Source organism: Haladaptatus halobius, from assembly GCF_020618475.1.
GTDB lineage: Archaea > Halobacteriota > Halobacteria > Halobacteriales > Haladaptataceae > Haladaptatus > Haladaptatus halobius.
On record NZ_CP085335.1, the window covers coordinates 2723884 to 2739468 of the forward strand.

The following is a 15585-nucleotide window of genomic DNA, read 5'->3' on the forward strand; positions in this document are numbered from 1 at the left end:
TACCGCGGGATATGAGCGGAAAGCGGACGGAAGCGTGCGGTCGATGCGGTCTATCGTCGGTGGTCGACGCTACGTCAGACGGAGAGCCGCGCGACCCGTACGGCGACGCGCGAATCGAGGTAACCGAGTCGGAGTTGCGGGCGGTCAGCGGGCACGTCGAACTCGTCGGACGAGCGAAGCGCCGACTCGACTCGTTCGCCGAGCGATTCGCGTACGGAAAATTACGATAATAACAGCCGTTCGGCGGAAATCCGTAAATACACGAATCGGGCCGTGAAACGGTCGAAAATCGGGGCGGCAGTAAGAGGTAAATCCCTGCACGCCATACGGCTCATCGACTAGATGGAAGAGAGCATCTCTGGCTTCAAGCTCCGCGGCAGCTGGGGAGATATCGTCGAGCACGGCGAGCGAATCACACGAGCCCTCCGCGACGCGGGTGCGTCGGGCGAAGCGTTCGAGGAGTGGGACGAATGGCGGCCGAAGTTCCACGAACGCCTCGGTGAAGACGTGGCGGAGAAGACCGCCGAGCAGGCGCACGTCGGCGAGGGGAAGGGCGAACAGGCGGGTGAGTCGCCGGACGACGACCTCAAAACGGCGGGCGAGAAGCTGACCGAATCCTACGAGAAACTCGAAAAGGATGACACCGAAGGCGCGATGGACAGGTGGCAGGACTCCGTGAACTACGTCGCCCGCGCCGCCGACTCGGCGGGGCGGAAGGCCATCCGCAAGGTCGAGGACACGGTCTACCAGAAGGTGATGACCCAGCTCGCGCCGTACTACTTCGACAACGACCTCGTCAGCGCGAACATCCAGCAGACGAGTCGAACCGAAAACGGCGATGAGGGGTTCATCTTCGAAGTGAACGTCAACGACGACGACCTCAAAGAGCGCGTCTCGGAGCTGCTCGCCTCCTACGAGGACGAGTTCGACCGCTGGCACGTCGACACCGAGAAGGAGACCGAAACCGTCGAGGCCGCGGAAGGCGTCGAACCCCCGAAGCGGGGCGACGGCCCGCAAGCGAACACGAACTGAGTTTTCGGATATCGAATTTCGGGTATCGAGTCGGTACACTATTGTCTCGAGGGGAGCAAACTGACGGACATGGCTGGGTTGGTGACGCTGGTTATCGCCGGAATGGCGAGTCTCTTTATGGCGTGGGCCATCGGCGCGGGGTCGAGCGGCTCGACACCGTTCGCCCCGGCGGTCGGCGCGAACGCGCTCTCGGTGATGCGCGCCGGATTCCTCGTCGGTATCCTCGGGTTTCTGGGGGCCGCCTTGCAAGGGGCGAACGTCTCCGAGGCGGTGGGTCGGGAGCTGATAATCGGCGTGCAACTGTCGCCGCTCGCGGCGACGACGGGACTCCTCACCGCGGCGATACTGGTCGCGGTCGGCGTCTTCACGGGCTACCCCATCGCCACCGCGTTCACCGTCACGGGCGCAATCGTCGGCGTCGGACTGGCGCTCGGCGGCGACCCCGCGTGGGCGAAGTACCAGCAGATAGTCGCGCTCTGGGTGCTCACCCCCTTCGTCGGCGGCGGGGTCGCCTACGCGACCGCGCGCACGCTCCGGCACGAGGATGTGCCCGAAGGCGTCGCCATCCCCCTCCTCGGCGGCGTCGTAGGCCTCATCGTCGCCAACGTCGGCTTCGTCTTCCTCGGCCCGCCCGGAGCGAGCGCGTCCATCGCGGGCGCCACCGCTAGCGCGTTCTCGTCCCCTCGAATCGCCGGCGTCGATTCCGGAGCCGTCCTCGCGTCGCTCGCGCTCGCCGGTGGGGTCACGCTCGCGCTCCGGCGAGAACTCGCGGTGAACGACACTCGCGGTCAGCGGCGCTTCCTGCTCGCGCTCGGCGGTCTCGTCGCGTTCTCGGCTGGCGGAAGTCAGGTCGGCCTCGCAATCGGTCCGCTGCTCCCCCTCTTGGACGACTTCACGATTCCGCTCGTGGCGGTGCTGGTCGGCGGCGGACTCGGCCTCCTCGCCGGGTCGTGGACGGGGGCTCCTCGGATGATAAAGGCGCTCGCGCAGGATTACTCGGCGCTCGGGCCGCGTCGATCCATCGCCGCGCTCATCCCGGCGTTCGCCATCGCGCAGGCCGCGGTCTTCTTCGGCATCCCCGTCTCGTTCAACGAGATCATCGTCAGCACCATCATCGGAAGCGGGTACGCCGCGAGCGGCGGCGGCGTCAGCGGGCGGAAGATGGGGTACACCGTGCTCGCGTGGGTGCTCTCGCTCGCCCTCGCGCTCGGCGTCGGATACGGCGTGTTCACCGCGGTTCAGTCGATTTTGTGAGCTACGTCGCGTTTCCGATATCGGCGCGACCGCTCGTCGCGCTTCGGAGGCGATCGCACAGCGCGGCGGTCGCTTCGACCGAGACGCGAACCGAAAACCGTACGTTTTCGCCGTACTCCGCGTCGAACTCCACGCCTTCGCTCTCCAAGATTCCCCGAACCGTCCCCGAATCGTCGTAGTCGACCGCGATGTCGACTCGCTCGTGGGGGCGCTCCTCGACGATTTTTGCGTCATCTACCGCCTCCTTGACGGCGCGGGAGTACGACCGCACCAGACCGCCGACGCCGAGGTTCGTCCCGCCGTAGTAGCGCGTGACGACGACGGCCGCGTTCTCCACGTCGCGCTGTTGGAGGACGTTCAGCGCCGGTTTTCCAGCGCTTCCGGACGGTTCGCCCTCGTCGCTCGAATACTCACGGAGGAAGCCGCCATCGTCCCGGTTGGGAACGTTTCCACCGGTCCGGACTCGGTAAGCGGGCACGTTGTGCGTGGCGTCCGGATGGAGGTCGTCAATTTCGGCGACGAACGATTCGGCGGTCTCGACGCTCTCCGCGGGGGCCGCGTAGCCGATGAACTCGGAACCGCGGACTTCGAACGCCGATTCGCCCCGAGCCGTCAGGGTTCGATACGTCGTGTCGCCCATCGCCGACGGGTTCGGGAGCGAGCACCGAAAAGGCGCGGATTTCCGGACGAATGAAGAATCGAGAGGGAAGCCGGAAGACGAGGAAGAGAAGGATGAGAACGTCGGTCGTCGACCGCGTTCGAATCTCGATTCAGCTAAGTTGAATCTGCCGCACGAAATCGAGGTTCTTCAGGTCGTTCAGCACGTTGCCGGGGATGTCCTCGTCGGTCACGAGATAGAGTCGGGGGTCGTCGGTGAACTCCGGGTCCTCGCTTATCGTCTGGCGGATGGAGATGTCGTTGTCCGCCAGTAGCGTCGTGACGGTGGCGACGATGCCCGGTTGGTCGGCGTCGGTCACGTCGACGGTCAGCACCGACAGGTCGAGCACGGGGGCCAAGTCCCGCAGACTGGGAATCGAGGAGATGTTCTGGAAGATGCGGCGCAGTTCTTCGTCCTTCAGAATCGCGTCCGAGGTCGAATCGACCACCCGGCGGTCGACTCCGATCTCCCGTGCTATCTGGGTGTTCGGGATTTCGATGCCGCCCGAGACGACGCGCCCCTCGTCGCTCACCGAGAAACCGCGTTCGAGCAACAGTCTGATGACCCGCTGTTGGCTCGGACTGCCCTCGAACTTCTGCATGATTCTGTCGAACATCCTTGTCGAAAGTAGACGCGCCCGACGATTTAGTCCTGTGGGGTTCGGGAAGGATTCATCGTCTATCCTCTCGTCTGATGCCCCATGGAACAACAAGTCGTCTGGGAGACGGTCGACGGTGTCAGCACCGAACACCTCTCCGTCGAGTTCGACGACCCCGTCCGCGCGGACGGGATCGTCGTTGGAATCGCCGACGGAGAGGGTACGGAAGAACCGTTTCGGGTTCGCTACCGCGTGCAGTGCGACGCATCGTGGGCGGTTCAGCGGGTCGAAATCGACCCGCTCGGAGGAGCGGCCGGAATCGAACTCGAACACGACGGCGAAGGCAACTGGACGAAAAGCGGAGAATCCGCCCCGGAACTCGCGGGCTGTCGTGACGTGGACATCGCGGTGACGCCCTTCACGAATACGATTCCGATCCGCCGACTCGACTGGGATTCCGGCGAGTCGGCCACGATTCGAGTCGTCTACGTCGACGTACCGGCGATGACCGTGGAATCGGTCGAACAGCGATACATCTGCTTGGAACCGCTGGACTCCGACGGAGGGCTGTTTCGGTACGAGAGTTTGGACGGTGGATTTACCGCGGAGCTGCCGGTCGATTCCGACGGAGTCGTGTTGGATTATCCCGGCCTGTTTCGGCGAGTCTATCCGTAGTTACAAGCTCTCCTTCGTGCTCGCAACGTCGCTCCGGCGCTCGTCTATCCGCGTCGCGTCGTCCAGCGCACGCGCCAGTCCCTTGAACAGGGCCTCTATCTCGTGGTGCGCGTTTTCGCCGGTGACGCCCGCATGAAGCGTCAACCCGGCGTTCATCGCCAGCGAGCGGAGGAAGTGGTTCGCCATGTGGCTGGTCAGGTCGCCGACCCTGCCCTGTGAGAACTCGCCCTCGAACTCGAAGAGTGGGCGGCCACTCACGTCTACGACGATGTCGGCGACGGCCTCGTCCAGCGGAACTTTTCGATCGGCGAATCGCCGGATTGCCCGGCGGTCGCCGAGGGCATCATCGAACGCCTGCCCGAGGGTGATCGCCACGTCCTCGACCGTGTGGTGGTCGTCGATATGCAGGTCGCCGTCGGCCCGCACGGTCAAATCGAACAGGCCGTGGCGCGCGAAGCTATCGAGCATGTGGTCGAAGAAACCGATACCCGTCTCGACCGTGGAATCGCCGTCGCCGTCCACGTCGAGGGTCACTTCGATGGTCGTCTCCGCCGTTTCGCGCGTCACGGCGGCGGTTCGGTCGCTCATGGTCGGACATTCGTCCGGAGCTACAAGGTGGTTCCGTTCGGGGTAGTTTCAATCGGGGCTACGACGGTCGAGGTTCATACCACTCGGATTACCCGACATGCGTCTGACGTAGTTATATTTGCCTCGAACACGAATATACGACCGTAATGAAGCGTGATGTGTTGAGCGGGCTGATGGTCGCCATCGGAGTGCTCCTGTGTGGGACGGTGCCCGGCGCAGTTCTGGGCGTGCCGATGGCTGCAACCGGCGCGTACTCGTTCGCAGAGCCGCGACTCGGCTCCGGGCCGGACGTGCTCCGGCGGCTCGCCAGACAAGCCCGTTAGTCGAGCGCTTCCCGCGCCTCCGTCAGGGTGAACGCTCCCCCGTAGAGCGCGCTCCCGACGACGACCGCGGCGGCACCCGTCTCGCGGAGCGCGCGAACGTCGTCGAGGATTGCGACCCCACCGCTCGCCACGACAGGGATTCCGACGGCCTCGGCGACTCGACTGACGGGATTCGTCTGGACGCCCTCCATTCGTCCTTCGACATCGACATCCGTGAACAGAATCGCGCCAGCGCCGAGCTCCTCGTACCGCGTCGCCGCCTCCGCCGGGTCGATGCCGGTCGATTCCGTCCACCCGGAGACGAGGACTTCGCCGTCTTTCGCGTCGAGGCTCACTATCACCGAGCCGGGATGCGCTTCGCTGATCTCGGCGACGATGTCCGGGTTCTCTATCGCGGCGGTGCCGAGGATGACGCGGTCGACCCCGCGTTCGAGGAGGTCGATGGCATCCTCGGCGGTGCGGATGCCGCCCCCCAGTTGCACCTCGACGTCGACCGCGTCCAGAATCGACTCGACCGCATCGGCGTTCTTTCGCTCGCCCTCGAACGCGCCGTCCAAGTCCACGAGGTGGAGCGTCCGCGCGCCCTGTCCGACCCACTTCTCGGCCGCTTCGACGGGGTCGCCGTACGTCGTCTCGGTGCCTTTCTCGCCCTGCACGAGTTGGACGACTTCGCCGTCCTGCATATCGACCGCCGGGACGACCTCGAACGTCGGGAACATACTCCCGATTGGGTTGCGGGGGCGCGTAAATCCAGCGAGTCGTTACCGTTTAAGATGCGGAGGAGAATGTACGAATATGGTCGAACTCTTGCTGGTGGTCGGTCTCACAGTCGCGGTGTTCGTCGGATTCAACATCGGTGGCTCCTCGACCGGCGTCGCGTTCGGTCCCGCGGTCGGCAGTCGAACCGTGTCAAAACTCGGCGCAGCGGGCCTGATGACCGGATTCGCTCTCCTCGGCGGCTGGACGGTCGGGCGGAACGTCATCGAGACGATGGGCGGAGAGATCGTCCCGAGCGGACAGTTCACCCTCGTCGCCAGCGTCGGCGTCCTCTTTTTCGTCGGCATGGCCCTGCTCATCTCGAACCTCTTCGGCGTGCCCGCGTCCACGTCGATGACCGCGGTCGGTGCGATCGCGGGACTGGGCGTGGCGACTGGAACCGTGCGCGAACAGGTGATGTTCGAGATCATCTCGTGGTGGCTCATCGCGCCCGTCCTCGCCTTCTGGGTGTGCGCCGTCATTGGGCGCTACCTCTACCCCTACCTCGACGTGTGGTTCGAACTCGAACAGTCGGAAGGACCGCTGGTGGGGTTCAATCGCGTCGGGTCGGTTCCATACCCGACCGTCTCCTCCAACGCCACGTCGAAGGAGTTCTTCGTCAGCCTGCTCGTGGTCGGTATCGGCTGTTACATGGCGTTCTCGGCGGGCGCGTCGAACGTCGCCAACGCGGTCGCACCCCTCGTCGGAAGCGGTGCTATCGGCGAGAGTCAGGGCGTCCTGCTCGCAGGGGCGGCCATCGCGGTGGGTGCGTTCACCATCGCCCGACGAACCCTCGACACGGTGGGCAACGACCTGACCGACCTACCCCTGCTCGCGGCGCTCATCGTCGAGGTCGTCAGCGCGAGTCTCATCACCTTCCTCTCCTCCATCGGAATTCCTGCAAGTCTCGCGGTGAGCGCGACGATGTGCATCGTCGGACTCGGGTGGGGTCGGGCGACTCGGACGGTACGCATCTCCGACGCCGCCGCCGCCGCGGTTCGCGGGCGGGCCGAAGACGAGGAAGAACGACCGGGAATGTCGGTCAGCGTGCTCACCGCCGAACAGGAAGAAGTGACGAAAATAGGCGAAGAAGACCCGAACACGCTCCAAGCCAGCGACCTGTTCGACCCGTCCACGACCGCGCGGGTCGTCGGCCTCTGGATACTGACACCGTCCATCTCCGCCATCGCGTCGTACCTCCTGTTCTCGTTCGTCCCGCTCGCCTGAACCGGTCCGGTTTATACCCCTTGCCGGTCGAAACAATAACTACTAACCATCCCGCGGACGAAGCCTCGGATGATGCCTACCGTAGAATACCTCAACTACGAAGTGCTGGACGACCAGGGCTGGGATATGAATGACGACGACCTGTTCGACAAGGCCGCCGACGCCGGCTTCGACGACGAGGATTACGGCTCGCTCGACGTCAACGAGGGCGAGTACATCCTCGAGGCCGCCGAGGCGCAGGGCTACGACTGGCCCTTCTCGTGCCGCGCCGGTGCCTGCGCGAACTGCGCAGCCATCCTCTTCGAGGGCGAAATCGACATGGACATGCAGCAGATCCTCAGCGACGAGGAGGTCGAGGAGAAGGACGTCCGCCTGACCTGCATCGGTAGCGCGGCCACCGACGAGGTGCGGATCGTCTACAACGCGAAGCACCTCGACTACCTGCAGAACCGCGTCATCTAAGACCCGGAGTGTTTTCCGGGGGCTTCGGCGGGTGTTTCGTCGGATGGCTGACCGTGGCGGCCTCGTTCTATCGCACATTCGAACTCGACGCTCGCTGGAGCAGGTAAACCGCAACCGAACCGAGTACCAGATCCAAGGCGACGAGAACGACGAATGCGGGGACGAGCGCGTTCCACAACCCGTCGAACCGCGTGACTTGGACGACGGTCATCACGTCCGCGTCGAGCATGATGGCTCTTGCGGCGTCGACGCCGTAGGTGATCGGGTTGAATCTGGCGACCGTCTGAATCCACTCCGGAAGTGCCTCCAGCGGTAAGAACGCGGTCGAGACGAACAGGAGGGGAAACTGGAGTAAGTTCGCTCCGATGATGGTCGATTCTTGGTCTTTGGTCAGCACCGCGAGCGAGTTCGACAGCGAGATGAACCACAAGGAAAAGAGGATGCCGACCGCAATGATTCCCGCCGCACCCGCGAATCCGGTTGCGACGTCCGCGCCAAGCAAGACGCCGAGACCGATGATGATGGTGATTTGAACCGCGATTCGAAGCACCTCGGCGGCGGTCTTACCGACGAAGACCGCGGTACGATTCATCGGCGTCGCCAGCACTTTCTCGAACATCCCGTTCTCGATGTCGTTCACCAGTCCGATACCCGACGTCGCGGCCGCCGCGAGCGACACCTGAATGCAGATGGCCGGGACGAGGTACGTTTCGTAGGAGATAGCGGCCCCGCCGCCGCGGTTGACGGCGCCGGTAGCGACCTGCCCGAACACCTCGGTGAACAACACGAGGAAGATTATCGGCTGGACGAGCGAGACGACGAGGACGAACGGGTTCCGAACCGCCTTGAGATTCCAGCGTTTGAAGTTCACCCAGACGTCCCCGAAGAACGTGTTACTCGACCGTCTGACGCCCTCATCAGACGGGTCGGCGTCGAAGGACGGCGTACTCATCGCCCTCCCCTCTGCGCGGCGACCGATTCGTCCATCGACCGCGTCTCCTCGATGTGCTCGCCGGTAATAGCGAGGAAAACGTCGTCCAACGTCGGCGCTCTTACGTTGAAGCCGGTGACCGTCACTCCGGCGTCGCGGAGCGCGACGAGGAGGTCGGTGCCGTTCGATCGCGCCGACGTAGCCGTGACGTTGAGTCCGTCGTCGGTGCCCTCTATCGTCGCGTCCGAATCGAAGATGTTCGCCTCTCGGGCAACTTCGACGGCGCGTTGGCGGTCGTCCTCGTCCTCCAATTCGATGTCGAGAATTTCGCCGCCGACGCGTCGTTTCAGTTCCGCAGGCGATCCCGTGGCGACGATTTCGCCGTCGAGAATGACCGCGATGCGGTCGCAGAGCTGGTCGGCTTCTTCGAGATACTGGGTCGTGAGAAATATCGTCGTCCCTTCGTCGTTGATCCGTCGGAAGTAGTCCCACAGCCGGTTTCGAGCTTTCGGATCCAACCCCGTCGTCGGTTCGTCGAGGAAGACGAGCGGCGGGCGGTGGACGAGCGCCGTCGCGACGTCGAGTCGTTTTTTCATCCCGCCGGAGAACCCCTCCGCTCGCTTGTCGGCGACGTCCGCCAAATCCGCGAGGTCGAGGAGTTCCTCGATTCGGTTCGAGCGCTCCCCTCGAGGGACGCCGAACGCTTCGCAGGCGAACCGGATGTTCTCACGCGCCGTCAACTCGGTGTCGACGCTCGTCTCCTGCGCCATATAGCCGATGGACTCCCGAACGCTTCGAGCTTCCCGCTGCACGTCGAATCCGTTCACTCGAACATCGCCCGAGGTGGGTCGGAGCAGCGTCGCCAACACCTTGATGGCCGTCGTCTTTCCCGCGCCGTTCGGGCCGAGAAAGCCAAAGAACTCGCCTTTCGGAATCGTCAGGGAGACGTCGTCGACGGCGCGAGTTCCGTCGGCGTAGGTCAACCGCAAGTCGTTCGTTTCGATCGCTGCTGGTCGTCCGTCCACCACCCCCGTTTCGGCGGCCGACTCGTTCGGTCGTGAGCGAGTCCGCTCCGACGCTATCGAATCGTGTCCGGTCATGAAGTTCCTCGCGTATCGTACGGCGACCAGAGGGAAATACTCCCGAGTTCGAAATTTTGGTGTCACTTCGGAGGTCGGAGTTGCTCGACCGGGTCGGGTCAGCGACTCGCTTCGAACTCGTACTCCATCGGCCCCGCCAGCGCCGACGGGGCATCGCCCGTCTCGCGGAAATCGTGGCGATACAGCGTCCGAAAATCGCCGAAGTCGGTCTGTGCGTAGAACTCGTAGCAGGGAAATCCGTCGTGTTGGCCGCGGACATCGACGCCACCGTCTCGGTTCACCGCGAGCATGAGTCGGTAATCGACCGGGTGAGGGTGCGAAACCAACGGGTTGCTCGCGCTGGCGTTCATCTCGAACTCGACGCCCTCCTCACGCCACTCTGGGTCAGTGCAGAAGATTCCGTCCGCGGACGCCTTTCCTTCGCGGAGTTCCTCGGTTCCGTCGGGACAGGTGATTCGTTCCACCGAGCGTCCGGTGTCAGCGTACTCCGACAACGTTTCGCGGGCGAAATCCACGACCGCCTCCTGCTCGACCCGGTTTCTCCCGGTGTTGACGGCGTGCGGCGTGAACTCCCGGTCGTCGCCGCGGAATTCGAGGGTTTGGTCGGCGTCGTCCGCGCGCGAAAGCCACGCCGACGGGATGAAGGTGGCCGCACGAAGTTTGACGATATCAGCGTCGCTCATGGCTACGACTCTCGCCGTCGGTCAAATAAAAATTGGTGGGTAAGTCACCCTTCATTTTTCGAAGATCGCAACACCTAACATGTCTGACCGAGGGCTACCGCGTGGTGCACACTTCGATTCCCGACCTCCTGCGACTGCTCGCCGTTCCCGTCTTCGGGTGGGCCGCGTGGCGCGACGTCGAGACTCGGCGAGTGGACAACCGGACGTGGTATCCGTTGGCCGTGCTCGCGGTCGCGCTGCTGGCGTGGGACGGTCTCACGGCGATGCGGTCCAGTCCCCTCGGACGGCGGTGGTTTCTCTTTCAGGTCGCGGTGAGTCTCCTCTTCGTCGCGCCGCTCGTCCTCGCGTTCTGGTGGTTCCGTGCATTCGGCGGCGCGGACGCGAAAGCATTCCTCGTGGTCGCGGTGCTGTTCCCGACGTACCCGGTCTACCACCTCGGAGCTCGGGTGTTTCCCGTACAGCAGACCGTACTCGGCGTTTTCTCGCTCACGATTCTGACGAACACGGTTCTGGTCGGGGCGCTATACCCCGCCGCACTGTTCGTCCGAAACCTCCTCGCCGGGCGACTCTCGACGGCGATGGCCGTCGGACGCGTCGTTCCGTGGGACGAGATTCCAAAAACCCACGGCAAACTGCTCGAAACCCCCGAGGGAATCACCCGAAGCGGCGCGGATTTGGACGCGATTCGGATGTATCTCCGGTGGCGAGGCGTCACGCTCGCAGACCTGCGCGAGCGAGCGCACGACTTGCGCGACCCCGCGACCCTACCGGAAAATCCGAATCCGACGACCGACGGGGCGATATCTGACGGCGGGACGATGGTCGAAACGAGACGACCGGCGGGCGAGTCCGGCTACGAAGACCCGTGGGGCGCGGCTCTGTTCTTGGCCGACATCGACCGCGACGCCTACGGAACGACGCCCACCAAATTGCGGGAGGGGTTGGAAGTCCTCGTCACCGAAGAGGAGGTGTGGGTGTCGCCCGGCATCCCCTTCCTCGTCCCGATGTTCATCGGGCTGGTCGTCGCACTCGGCTACGGCGACCTGCTCTCCGGACTGCTCAGCCTGCTCGGGTTCGCGACGCTCTGATTCGGATACCCGTCACCTGATGCCGGTCACCATCGCCAGCACGGAGTACATCCCGTAGCCGGTCGCTCCAGCACCGACGAGCGAGACGAGCCACGCGCTGAGCGTGAGCGCTATCTTCCGACCGGAGACGCCCGCCGACCCGACGACGAGACCGCTTCCGACCACGCTGGAGATGATGATGTTGTTGAACGAGATGGGAATTCCCAACGCGATGGCCGCCTGCGCGATGAGAAAGCCGGGAACGAGCGCGGCGATGGATCGCCGCGCTCCGAGTTGCGAATACTCTCGGGAGACCGCTTGCAGGAGGCGCGGTGACCCCATCCACGCACCGAGGAGGATGCCGGTGCCGCCCAAGACGAGCAGCGCGACGCCGGGAACGCCGAGGTCGGTGAAAAGCGGTTCGAGCGGGCCGGTGGCGAGGCCGACTTGACTTCCGCCGCTGGAGAACGCGACGACGGCGCCGAGACCGACGAGGAACCGCTTGATGCCCGCTTCCATCGACCGTTCCATCGCGCGCCGCAGTGCGGCGAAGACGACGGCTCCGACGACGAGACTCACCGCCACCATCACCACGTCGTACGTGCTAAACAGCGTCGGCGTACCACCGATCTGTCGCGAGACGAAGCGTGCGACCGTTCGCTGGCCGGTCGAGCCAGGAACGACGGCGAGGTCGACGTTCGCCAGCACGAATCCCACGAACCCGCCGAGAAGCGGGACGCCGACCGTTTCCGGTATCGAGTCGCTTCGCAGGAGCGAGGCGGTCGTGTAGGCGATTGTCGCCGAGACGAACGGAACCGACACCCAGAAGGTGGCGATGCGGCGGTAGGTGTCCCACGCGGGGTTACCGCCGAGCGCGAGCCCGACGCCGACCATTGCGCCGGTCGTGGCGAACGCCGCAGGGATGGGATAGCCGGTCGAAACGCCGATGGCGATGAACAGGGCCGACGTGAACAGCCCCGCGGCGGCCCCGAGCGGCGTTATCGAGACGCCGTCGATCAGCCCCGTGCCGACCGTCTCGGAGATGCTCCCGCCCTGTGCGACGGCACCGAGCGCAGCGAACACGCCGATGAAGAAGGCCGCACGCATCGTCGGAATCGCGTTCGCGCCGACCGCCGGAGCGAACGGCGGCGAGTTGCTCGACGCGCCGAGCGCCCACGCCATGAACAGGCTCGCTAACACCGCGACGAGGACGACGGCGATGGTTCCCGTGCTCACAGCGCTTCCCGAATCAGGCGATTCAGTCGCGGTCGGATGCCGACCTCCCGACGGGTGATGATGACGGTGGTGTTCGCCCGCCTGCCCACCGTCTGCGGCACGGTTCCGACCAGCTGTCGCCGGAGCACCCCCCGACGGGTCGAGCCGAGGACGGTAACGTCGTGTTTCGACGCTTCCGCGACGACCGTTTCCGTGACGCTTCCGGTTCGAACGTCCGTCTCGACTCGCGCGGGTGGCACCCGATTCACGACGCCGGCGAGGAGGCGCTCGGCTTCGTCGCGGTCGTCGGCGGCGACCCGGAGAAGGCGGACGCGAGCGCCGTTCGCCAGTGCGATGGCGCGGGCCACGTCCGCCGCGAGCTCTGCGTGCGGCCCCTCCGCGACCGGGACGAGGATCGAATCGACGCCGTCCGCGGGGCCGATCTTCTCCACGAGCACGTCGCAGGGAGCGCGTGCGACGAGCCGGTCGACGTTAGTTCCGAGGACGAATTCGCTCGGACGGTCGCGATCGTGCCACCCGACGACGAGCGCGTCGCAGTCGAACTCGACCACGGCGTCCGTGAGCGCCCGCGCCACGTCGTGGGAGACGAGCAACTGACCGCTGACGGGGACGGTTCCGCGGGCAGTTTCGACCACTCGATCGAGAATCTCCCGTCGCTCGCCGCCGAACTCGCGGATGATGACCTCGTCGGTGAAGAGTGCGAATGGCGACTCACGTTCGGTGACGACGACGCTGAACACCAGCACCTCGCCGTGTTGTTCCCGTGCGAGGTCGACCGCGGTGCGGGTCAACTGCGGAGCGTTGGTCGGGTGGCCCACTGCGACCGCGACGCGATACGCATTCGATCTCCCCATTCACGAGGGTTAGGGTCGCCACGAGCAAAAGAATTGACGTTTTACTGGTTTTCGTTCCGCGAGTCGCGTTCGAAACTATGAACCGAACGAATCGCTGGCTTCTCGGCGCACCGGGCCTCCTATCGTCAGCGTCGGTTTCGCCGGGATGCGAACCGGCGGGAAACGACCGTCGGGAAGGCCATCGTTTCAGGTGGAGATGGCTCGCGGGGCGAGCGTGACTACTCCACTTTCGAAAAGTCGGTATCGACGTTGCCGTCCCTGTCCAGGTCGACGACGGCGTCGAACAGGCCGAGGAACCGCTCGATCTGTTCTTCGTCGTGGACGCCCTTCGAGAGGTGAAAGAGGCCGACCGCATCGTGTTCTTCGAGCAGATCGAGCACCTGCAGTACTGCATCGTACACGCGCTGTTCGTCCGCGTAGTACGCCATCTCGGTGATGGAGTCGAAACTGATTCGTCGTTTTCCGTCGGTCTCGGAGAGGAATTGCTCGGTTACCCCGAGGATGCCTTCGAGGTCGTCCGGCGCGGAGACGTAGTGAACGTCGTCGGTGTTCCGGCGGGAGTAGCCGCGTTCGATGCTCAGCGTGTCGAGGATGTCGGCTTTGCGCTCATCCACGTCATAGTGGTCGAGTTTCTGCTTCACCTCGCGGGCCGTCGTGCGGGTCGAGATGACGAGAAAGCGGTCGGTGTCGGTCTTCAGAAAGTCGGTGTCGATTCGATCCGTCTCCCCGGTGCTCGGATGCAAGAGAAGTATGCCAGTGCCACCCGGAATCGTATCCGGCGTGTTTTCGACGGCGAGTCGATACTCCATACCGTCCGGTAACCAGTGGCATCGACTTAAAATATACGGGATTCGGGGTCAGAAGACGCTGTCGGCGGTGGCCGCGCCGACGACGCTGAAGATGGCACCGACGCTGATAGCTTTGAGCGTCGTCGCCAACACCTTTCCGGACGCCTCTCCATCGAGCAGGCCGTCGCCGAGGAACGTCTCCGGCGCGGCGAATATCGTGGCGAGGACGGCCACCGAGCCGAACGCGACGCCCATCAGCGAGATAAACCGCGTGGGGATGCCCGCCACCTCGGCTTCTCGGTCGGGGTCGCGTTCGTGATCCGCCTTGTAGAGCGCGCTGTAACCGATGGCGAAGACGATACAGACGGTCACCAGCGCATGGACGACGCTCATGTTCGTCGCCAATACCCAGACCTCCTCGGTGACGACGAACGGACCGGCGAGGAGGAAGCCACCGACGACCTGCTGGGCGGTGTCGGCGAGGGCGAATCGCTTTTTCGAACCGACCATACCCGCGAAGAAGAACCGAGGGAATGTAAAGCCCTCGCGCGTTTCGAGGGGGTTTTGTCTCCGGCGTCCATCCTCCCGTCCATGAGCGTCCGCGAGGAATTCGACGATTGGGCGACGGATGGCCGCGATAAGGGAATGGAGGAACGTCACTGGCACACCGCGAAGTACGTGCTCGCCCGGATGCCGGTCGAAGCAGGCGACACCGTCCTCGATTTAGGGTCGGGCAGCGGCTACGCCGGGCGGGCGCTCCGCGACGCGAACGATGCGGGGCGAGTGTACGGACTGGACGGGTCGCCCGAGATGGCGCGCAACGCGCGCGGATACACCGACGATTCGTGTGTCGCGTACCTCGTCGGCGACTTCGACCACCTCCCGTTCGTGGACGACAGCGTCGACCACGCCTTCACAATGGAGGCGTTCTACTACGCGACCGACCCCCACGAGACGCTCCGCGAACTCCGGCGTATCCTCCGGCCCGGCGGCACGTTCTTCTGCGCAGTCAACTACTATGAGGAGAACGTCCACTCCCACGCGTGGCAGGAGAACATCTCGGTCGAGATGACGCGCTGGAGCGCCGAGGAGTACCGCGATGCGTTCCGCGAGGCGGGGCTGTACGTCGCCGAGCAGGACAACATTCCGGACCGCGAGACGGAGATTCCCGACGAAACGGCGTTCCCGACCGACAACTGGGACAGCCGCGAGAAGATGGTCGAACGATACCGCGAATTCGGCACCCTGCTGACGGTCGGCGTCGCTCCGTGAGTGCCTTGCGACCGTCGGCGTCCCGTTGCGAAAACGTTCCGTCTCTCCCCGAACCCCTTCATTTCGAGTGGATCGAGAGGA

20 protein-coding genes are annotated in these 15585 nt (G+C 64.5%); 9 read left to right on the top strand and 11 right to left on the bottom strand.

Annotation, left to right across the window (positions count from 1 at the left end):
- Positions 1-11 precede the first annotated feature (11 nt).
- From LIW51_RS15865 to LIW51_RS15875, 3 genes are all read left to right on the top strand, one after another.
- The gene (locus tag LIW51_RS15865) at positions 12-230 is read left to right on the top strand and encodes a DUF8007 family protein (RefSeq protein ID WP_227375066.1); all 219 of its coding nucleotides are present in this window, start codon (positions 12-14) and stop codon (positions 228-230) included.
- A gap of 112 nt (positions 231-342) precedes the next feature.
- Positions 343-1032: a DUF5828 family protein gene (locus tag LIW51_RS15870; protein ID WP_227375067.1), complete on the top strand. Its 690-nt coding sequence runs from the start codon at positions 343-345 to the stop codon at positions 1030-1032.
- 69 nt (positions 1033-1101) lie between these two features.
- The gene (locus tag LIW51_RS15875) at positions 1102-2286 is read left to right on the top strand and encodes an inorganic phosphate transporter (protein ID WP_227375068.1); all 1185 of its coding nucleotides are present in this window, start codon (positions 1102-1104) and stop codon (positions 2284-2286) included.
- A gap of 1 nt (position 2287) precedes the next feature.
- Here the strand turns inward: LIW51_RS15875 and LIW51_RS15880 are convergent, their stop codons facing one another.
- Positions 2288-2926 (bottom strand): IMPACT family protein, encoded by a 639-nt coding sequence (locus tag LIW51_RS15880; protein WP_227375069.1) that lies wholly within the window; start codon positions 2924-2926, stop codon positions 2288-2290.
- A gap of 130 nt (positions 2927-3056) precedes the next feature.
- Entirely contained in the window at positions 3057-3560 is a 504-nt protein-coding gene (gene trpY, locus LIW51_RS15885) for a TrpY family transcription regulator (protein WP_227375070.1), read from the bottom strand.
- A gap of 84 nt (positions 3561-3644) precedes the next feature.
- Between trpY and LIW51_RS15890 the strand changes: the two genes are divergently transcribed.
- The gene (locus LIW51_RS15890) at positions 3645-4217 is read left to right on the top strand and encodes a putative glycolipid-binding domain-containing protein (RefSeq protein WP_227375071.1); all 573 of its coding nucleotides are present in this window, start codon (positions 3645-3647) and stop codon (positions 4215-4217) included.
- Here the strand turns inward: LIW51_RS15890 and hisB are convergent, their stop codons facing one another.
- Positions 4218-4805 (bottom strand): imidazoleglycerol-phosphate dehydratase HisB, encoded by a 588-nt coding sequence (hisB, locus tag LIW51_RS15895; protein ID WP_227375072.1) that lies wholly within the window; start codon positions 4803-4805, stop codon positions 4218-4220.
- Between the two features lie 146 nt (positions 4806-4951).
- Here hisB and LIW51_RS15900 point away from each other — a divergent pair, with 146 nt between their 5' ends.
- The gene (locus tag LIW51_RS15900) at positions 4952-5128 is read left to right on the top strand and encodes a hypothetical protein (RefSeq protein WP_227375073.1); all 177 of its coding nucleotides are present in this window, start codon (positions 4952-4954) and stop codon (positions 5126-5128) included.
- On the opposite strand, the gene hisA is transcribed toward LIW51_RS15900, so the two are convergent.
- Complete coding sequence (gene hisA / locus LIW51_RS15905) at positions 5125-5847, bottom strand: 1-(5-phosphoribosyl)-5-[(5-phosphoribosylamino)methylideneamino]imidazole-4-carboxamide isomerase (RefSeq protein ID WP_227375074.1); 723 nt, start codon at positions 5845-5847, stop codon at positions 5125-5127. The genes LIW51_RS15900 and hisA overlap by 4 nt on opposite strands.
- Positions 5848-5923: 76 nt before the next feature.
- Between hisA and LIW51_RS15910 the strand changes: the two genes are divergently transcribed.
- Positions 5924-7111, top strand: coding sequence for an inorganic phosphate transporter (locus tag LIW51_RS15910; RefSeq protein ID WP_227375075.1), 1188 nt, complete (start codon positions 5924-5926; stop codon positions 7109-7111).
- Between the two features lie 72 nt (positions 7112-7183).
- Positions 7184-7573, top strand: coding sequence for a ferredoxin Fer (gene fer / locus LIW51_RS15915; RefSeq protein ID WP_227375076.1), 390 nt, complete (start codon positions 7184-7186; stop codon positions 7571-7573).
- Positions 7574-7640: 67 nt separating this feature from the next.
- Here fer and LIW51_RS15920 read toward each other — a convergent pair whose 3' ends face one another.
- The 3 genes from LIW51_RS15920 to LIW51_RS15930 form a co-directional block, all read right to left on the bottom strand.
- Positions 7641-8525 carry an ABC transporter permease gene (locus LIW51_RS15920; protein ID WP_227375077.1) on the bottom strand — a complete coding sequence of 295 codons (885 nt, stop codon included), beginning with the start codon at positions 8523-8525 and terminating at the stop codon, positions 7641-7643.
- Positions 8522-9604 carry an ABC transporter ATP-binding protein gene (locus tag LIW51_RS15925; protein ID WP_227375078.1) on the bottom strand — a complete coding sequence of 361 codons (1083 nt, stop codon included), beginning with the start codon at positions 9602-9604 and terminating at the stop codon, positions 8522-8524. The genes LIW51_RS15920 and LIW51_RS15925 overlap by 4 nt, the downstream gene beginning before the upstream one ends.
- A 98-nt stretch (positions 9605-9702) precedes the next feature.
- Complete coding sequence (locus LIW51_RS15930; RefSeq protein ID WP_227375079.1) at positions 9703-10287, bottom strand: DUF3238 domain-containing protein; 585 nt, start codon at positions 10285-10287, stop codon at positions 9703-9705.
- Positions 10288-10391: 104 nt separating this feature from the next.
- Between LIW51_RS15930 and LIW51_RS15935 the strand changes: the two genes are divergently transcribed.
- Positions 10392-11375, top strand: a complete 984-nt coding sequence (locus LIW51_RS15935; RefSeq protein ID WP_227375080.1) for an A24 family peptidase C-terminal domain-containing protein — start codon at positions 10392-10394, stop codon at positions 11373-11375.
- A 12-nt stretch (positions 11376-11387) separates the two neighbouring features.
- Here LIW51_RS15935 and LIW51_RS15940 read toward each other — a convergent pair whose 3' ends face one another.
- The 4 genes from LIW51_RS15940 to LIW51_RS15955 all read right to left on the bottom strand — a co-directional run bounded on the left by LIW51_RS15940 (position 11388) and on the right by LIW51_RS15955 (position 14742).
- Positions 11388-12536, bottom strand: coding sequence for an inorganic phosphate transporter (locus LIW51_RS15940; protein WP_227376823.1), 1149 nt, complete (start codon positions 12534-12536; stop codon positions 11388-11390).
- 50 nt (positions 12537-12586) lie between these two features.
- Positions 12587-13444, bottom strand: a complete 858-nt coding sequence (locus LIW51_RS15945) for a universal stress protein (RefSeq protein WP_227375081.1) — start codon at positions 13442-13444, stop codon at positions 12587-12589.
- Between the two features lie 218 nt (positions 13445-13662).
- Positions 13663-14253, bottom strand: coding sequence for a DUF7090 family protein (locus LIW51_RS15950; protein ID WP_227375082.1), 591 nt, complete (start codon positions 14251-14253; stop codon positions 13663-13665).
- A 48-nt stretch (positions 14254-14301) separates the two neighbouring features.
- The gene (locus tag LIW51_RS15955; RefSeq protein ID WP_227375083.1) at positions 14302-14742 is read right to left on the bottom strand and encodes a DUF2391 family protein; all 441 of its coding nucleotides are present in this window, start codon (positions 14740-14742) and stop codon (positions 14302-14304) included.
- A gap of 81 nt (positions 14743-14823) precedes the next feature.
- On the opposite strand from LIW51_RS15955, the gene LIW51_RS15960 reads away from it, so the two are divergent.
- Positions 14824-15504, top strand: a complete 681-nt coding sequence (locus LIW51_RS15960; RefSeq protein ID WP_227375084.1) for a class I SAM-dependent methyltransferase — start codon at positions 14824-14826, stop codon at positions 15502-15504.
- Positions 15505-15585 lie beyond the last annotated feature (81 nt).